Genomic DNA, 4,701 nt, shown 5'->3' on the forward strand with positions numbered 1-4,701 from the left:
ATCAATTCTATTCATAATACCAGCTTCTTTGCCGGTGATATGAAAGACATACTGAATGCCGAATTTATCAATACCCATGGCAAGCCTGATGTGGTTATTACCGATCCTCCACGTGCTGGAATGCATGCTGATGTAGTGAAGCGACTCTTAGAGATGGAAGCCGAAAAAATTGTGTATGTGAGCTGTAATGCTGCAACACAAGCGCGCGATATTGCTTTATTGAAGGAGAAATATGAAGTAAGCAGAATCCGTCCCGTCGACATGTTTCCGCATACACAGCATGTTGAGAATGTAGTTTTATTGAGCCTTAATCTCAATCAAGAACCTACAGTTGAAACACCTGAATAATTTATAATTATCCTTCCAAAGCATTAGAATGGAAATAAAAGACCTACTTAACCCTGAAGAAAATAACGAGGGAAATAAAAAAGAAAAGGAAAGTCCGCTGAAAAGCCTCGAACTAGACCTAAAATTTTATAATGAATCTATAAAAGAGATAGCCGTTGAAATAGTTGCCGAAGGGATTTCACAACATCCAATCTTTGTTGCACACCAGCATGAGCTAAGTTTAGGCGAGCCAATACTGGATAAAGACGAGTTGAATACCAGCTGGAGTGTTCATGCATCTACACTTGAGGAATTTGTAGAAAAAGGAATCATTCAGCCTGATAAAAAAGATAGATTTATAAAACAGTACAAGGATTCAAATGCATTTATGTGTGTCTTTGTGATTGTTCCAGAGGGAGCAAATTTTGTGTTTTTCCCTTATCAATAGTTCGAGGCAGCATCTTTCAATTAATTTTAGGGGGAAGAAGCTTGGAAATTGGCAAAGAATATGTAATTTGAAATGAAATTTTAGAGAAATGGCTGGCAAAAAATTACTGATACTCAATAAAAAGCAGATTGAACAAAGGATAGATCGTATGGCCTATCAAATTCTTGAGGATAACCTGAGTGAAAAAGAGTTGATTATTGCTGGGATTGTTGATAAAGGATACGTAATTGCAAAACGTTTAAAAACTGTCTTAGAATCAATTTCTGAAATTAAAATTACCTTGATGAAGGTTGAGATTAACAAAGAAATCTCCCATCTTGAAGCCTCATCTGACCTAGATCTCAAGCTTGCGACAAATAAAGTGGTCATTTTAGTAGATGATGTGCTTAATAGCGGTCGTACTTTAGCCTACGGCTTAGGAGTATTTCTTGACATCCCACTTAAAAAACTGCGAACTTTAGTTTTAATCGACCGAAGTCACCGAAATTTCCCAGTCTCACCCGATTTTACAGGCCTAGAGCTTGCTACTATTCTAAAAGAACATGTTGAAGTTGTTTTGGATGAAAAATCGGAAGAGGATGCAGTATATTTATCTTAGTTTTCAGAAATAAGAAACGCGATTAGGCCTTTTTAAGAAGGGCTTCGCTTGCATTATTTTAACGGGGGCTTCGAGAGCCTCAATTAAACGGGGCTTCGAGAACCTCAATTAAACGGGGCTTCGAGAACCTCAGCCACCGTTATCAATCACTGGCTGAAGCACTATACCGCTGGCTGAGGCTCTCGAAGCCATCCAGACCACCATTATATGAAAGGCTACATGTATATTTTACTTTGTTCTGATGGTAGCTATTACACTGGAAGTACAAAATATTTGGAGAATAGATCAGAAGAACATCACAATGGAGAAGGTGCTAATCATACAAAAAAGCACCTGCCTGTTAAACTAATTTATTATGAAGAATACTCAAGAATTGATGAAGCATTTCATAGAGAAAAACAAATTCAAGGCTGGAGTAGAAAAAAGAAGGAAGCACTAATTGAAGGGAATATAAACTTGCTGCCGGCCCTAGCAATAGCGTATCGAGATTTAGAAAAATAACGGGGCTTCGAGAACCAAGTTTTAACGTGGCTTCGAGAACCTCATTTTAACAGGGCTTCGAGAACCTCAGCCACCGTTATCAAACCGCTGGCTGAAGCACTATACCGCCGGCTGAGGCACTGCACCGCTGGCTGAGGCTCTCGAAGCCAAGTAACTGAGACACCAAACCGCTGGCTGAAGCACCATACCGCTGGCTGAGACACCATACCGCTGGCTGAGGCTCTCGAAGCCAAGTAACTGAGACACCAAACCGCTGGCTGAAGCACCATACCGCTGGCTGAGGCTCTCGAAGCCAAGTAACTGAGACACCAAACCGCTGGCTGAAGCACCATACCGCTGGCTGAGACACCATACCGCCGGCTGAGGCTCTCGAAGCCAAGTAACTGAGACACCAAACCGCTGGCTGAAGCACCATACCGCTGGCTGAGGCTCTCGAAGCCAAGTAACTGAGACACCAAACCGCTGGCTGAAGCACCATACCGCTGGCTGAGGCTCTCGAAGCCATCCGGAATAACTTATTAATTAATAAAGAATTATTTTCTATATTTAGTTAAAATATAGTAATCGAAAGCACATCATTAGTTCTACAAGAAAATAAGCTAATGTTATCTCTTAGAATTAGGATTGGTTAAATCAGGGTAAGTATCTTCACATTAACTTTAAATTTATGTCAAAAGCTTTAGTTATTTGCGCAATAATTGGTTGTTTTATGTTTTCCTGCCAGCTAAAAGAAAAAGGTAAGCAGACAAACTTAAACACAAGCGGACAACAAGATAATACCAATCAAGGATCGATTAACAAAGAAGCCCTAAAAAGTATCTTTAATGAGATCCACGACTATAGAACCAATTCTGCATACGGAAATAACTTAGAAACAAACTATCCGAATCTTATTAAGAAAATTGAAAATTTAAGAAACTACGATAATAGCAATATTTATAAAGACGTAATTAATCTTATAAAACTTTATTCTTTGGGGGAGAATTATTCAGATGAAGAAACTGAAGAAATCAACAAACTAATTTTAGAACAACTATTTGATAAAAAACAGGTAATAGAAGTACAGAGCCTTGCAAATTCAAAAATTGGAATTGACAACAAAAAATCACTTCAATTTAATCTTCAAGCAATTGATGATAAATACAGAAAAATTGATAACTATATTAAGGAGCAAACTCACTTCAGAGATTATTTAGTTCCCAAGTTAAGGGATATTTGCCAAGTTTATTATGATATTCTCGACAAAATAGATGCTCAAAAACAACCCAAATGGAATAGGCTCAAGCAACAACTTCTCCAGAAAGAAGTTAATTTCGCTGAAAATAAAGCATTTATTAAATCCATCCTTTTAAATAAAAACGACACCATTACACCAAGTCATTTAAAAGCTATTTCACCTATTTTCGACAAAATAAATGGACAATATGCGATCTACAATATGGATACTAGTTACTATGCAGATAAACTAATATTTAAGCAGTCATCTATTTACAAAAAAATCAAGAATCCAAATTACGATGACTCTGACTTATTACTTGATAATAAAGTATTAAGCCAAAGAGATTCAATTAATCTTTATGCTTATAGTAGAGCGGAACGCACATTAATAAAACCTGTGGCTTTTGGCAAACAGCCTAATAATTGCATCAATGATTACTTTGTTATTCCTTTCACTACACTCAAAAAACAAGTAAAAAAACTGCTTTTCAGTTCAACATTTAAATTAGAGTTAGAGTTTAAGAATTACCCAGAAATTGATTCTATGATCTATAAGGAACACGATTATATTTGTCAAGATTGCCCAAGTAGCGCTTATAAACAAAAAACTTTTGCAAAACTAAAAGGATATGATAACATCTATTTTGCTTCAACCAGTATAGAAGAAAATGAAGATACAGATACTTTTGAACGATCTATTTATTTAGTACAAAACGGTGAAGTCATAACTCTATGGTCGAAAGATTATGATCAATTTGGCTGTGCTTGTTTATAAAGCTCCTAATAAAATTCAGGATTTCATTTAAAGAATCTTATTAGAACTAGCCGTATGACTATTTTAAAAATAAACGCACTATTGTCGCTTCGACAATTCAAATAAAAAGGAATTAGGGTCGCTAAAACAGGTCCAATGGCACTCTTTAAAAATAACGGGGCTTCGAGAACCTCAGCCACCGTTATCAATCACTGGCTGAAGCACTATACCGCCGGCTGAAGCACTATACCGCCGGCTGAAGCAATATACCGCCGGCTGAAGCACTATACCGCTGGCTGAGGCTCTCGAAGCCAACTTAAGCCAAATTCATATAAAAAGCCAACCTTTCGGCAGTTAAATCGCTAGCACTCACCACGAATTTCGATTCATTATAAAATATCTCTCTTTCCGCTAGTTTATTACTGATAAAATCCACCAATTCATCCCCTTTTAAATGCTTAATTAATGGCCTATCAGTTTTCGAGTTTTCAAGCCTAACAGCAAGGGCTTTTGGAGGTAACGACAAATAAACTACATGGCCATTTGCATTCATCCAAGCCATATTATCACTATAACAAGGGGCGCCACCACCGGTAGCAACAATCACATTATCAGCAAAAGTTCCGGATTGCAGTACTTCTCTTTCCACATCGCGGAAAGCATTTTCCCCATGAATCTCAAAGTACTCTACAATGCTCATCGCTACTTTCGATTCGATTAATTTATCAAGGTCTATAAACTCATATTTCAAATAATTAGCCAACTTTTTTCCGATAGTGGTTTTTCCACTTCCCATAAACCCAACAAGAAAAATCTTCATAAACTAAAATATATAATCTCAAAGCAGAAAAATTA

At 37.1% G+C, this 4,701-nt stretch carries 5 protein-coding genes and 1 pseudogene; 5 read left to right on the top strand and 1 reads right to left on the bottom strand.

Annotated features, from left to right (window positions below):
• The 5 genes and pseudogenes from ACILQF_RS12830 to ACILQF_RS12850 all read left to right on the top strand — a co-directional run.
• Positions 1-348: pseudogene (locus ACILQF_RS12830) on the top strand (23S rRNA (uracil-5-)-methyltransferase RumA); the annotation flags it as partial.
• Positions 349-376: 28 nt separating this feature from the next.
• Positions 377-775, top strand: coding sequence for a hypothetical protein (locus ACILQF_RS12835; RefSeq protein ID WP_395627795.1), 399 nt, complete (start codon positions 377-379; stop codon positions 773-775).
• 88 nt (positions 776-863) lie between these two features.
• Positions 864-1,373, top strand: a complete 510-nt coding sequence (locus tag ACILQF_RS12840; protein WP_395627796.1) for a phosphoribosyltransferase family protein — start codon at positions 864-866, stop codon at positions 1,371-1,373.
• A gap of 207 nt (positions 1,374-1,580) precedes the next feature.
• Positions 1,581-1,874: a GIY-YIG nuclease family protein gene (locus ACILQF_RS12845; protein ID WP_395627797.1), complete on the top strand. Its 294-nt coding sequence runs from the start codon at positions 1,581-1,583 to the stop codon at positions 1,872-1,874.
• Positions 1,875-2,541: 667 nt separating this feature from the next.
• Positions 2,542-3,867, top strand: a complete 1,326-nt coding sequence (locus tag ACILQF_RS12850; protein ID WP_395627798.1) for a hypothetical protein — start codon at positions 2,542-2,544, stop codon at positions 3,865-3,867.
• A gap of 295 nt (positions 3,868-4,162) precedes the next feature.
• Here the strand turns inward: ACILQF_RS12850 and ACILQF_RS12855 are convergent, their stop codons facing one another.
• Positions 4,163-4,666, bottom strand: coding sequence for a shikimate kinase (locus tag ACILQF_RS12855; RefSeq protein WP_395627799.1), 504 nt, complete (start codon positions 4,664-4,666; stop codon positions 4,163-4,165).
• Between the last annotated feature and the right edge of the window lie 35 nt (positions 4,667-4,701).

This window comes from Daejeonella sp. (assembly GCF_044232565.1).
Taxonomy (GTDB): domain Bacteria; phylum Bacteroidota; class Bacteroidia; order Sphingobacteriales; family Sphingobacteriaceae; genus Daejeonella.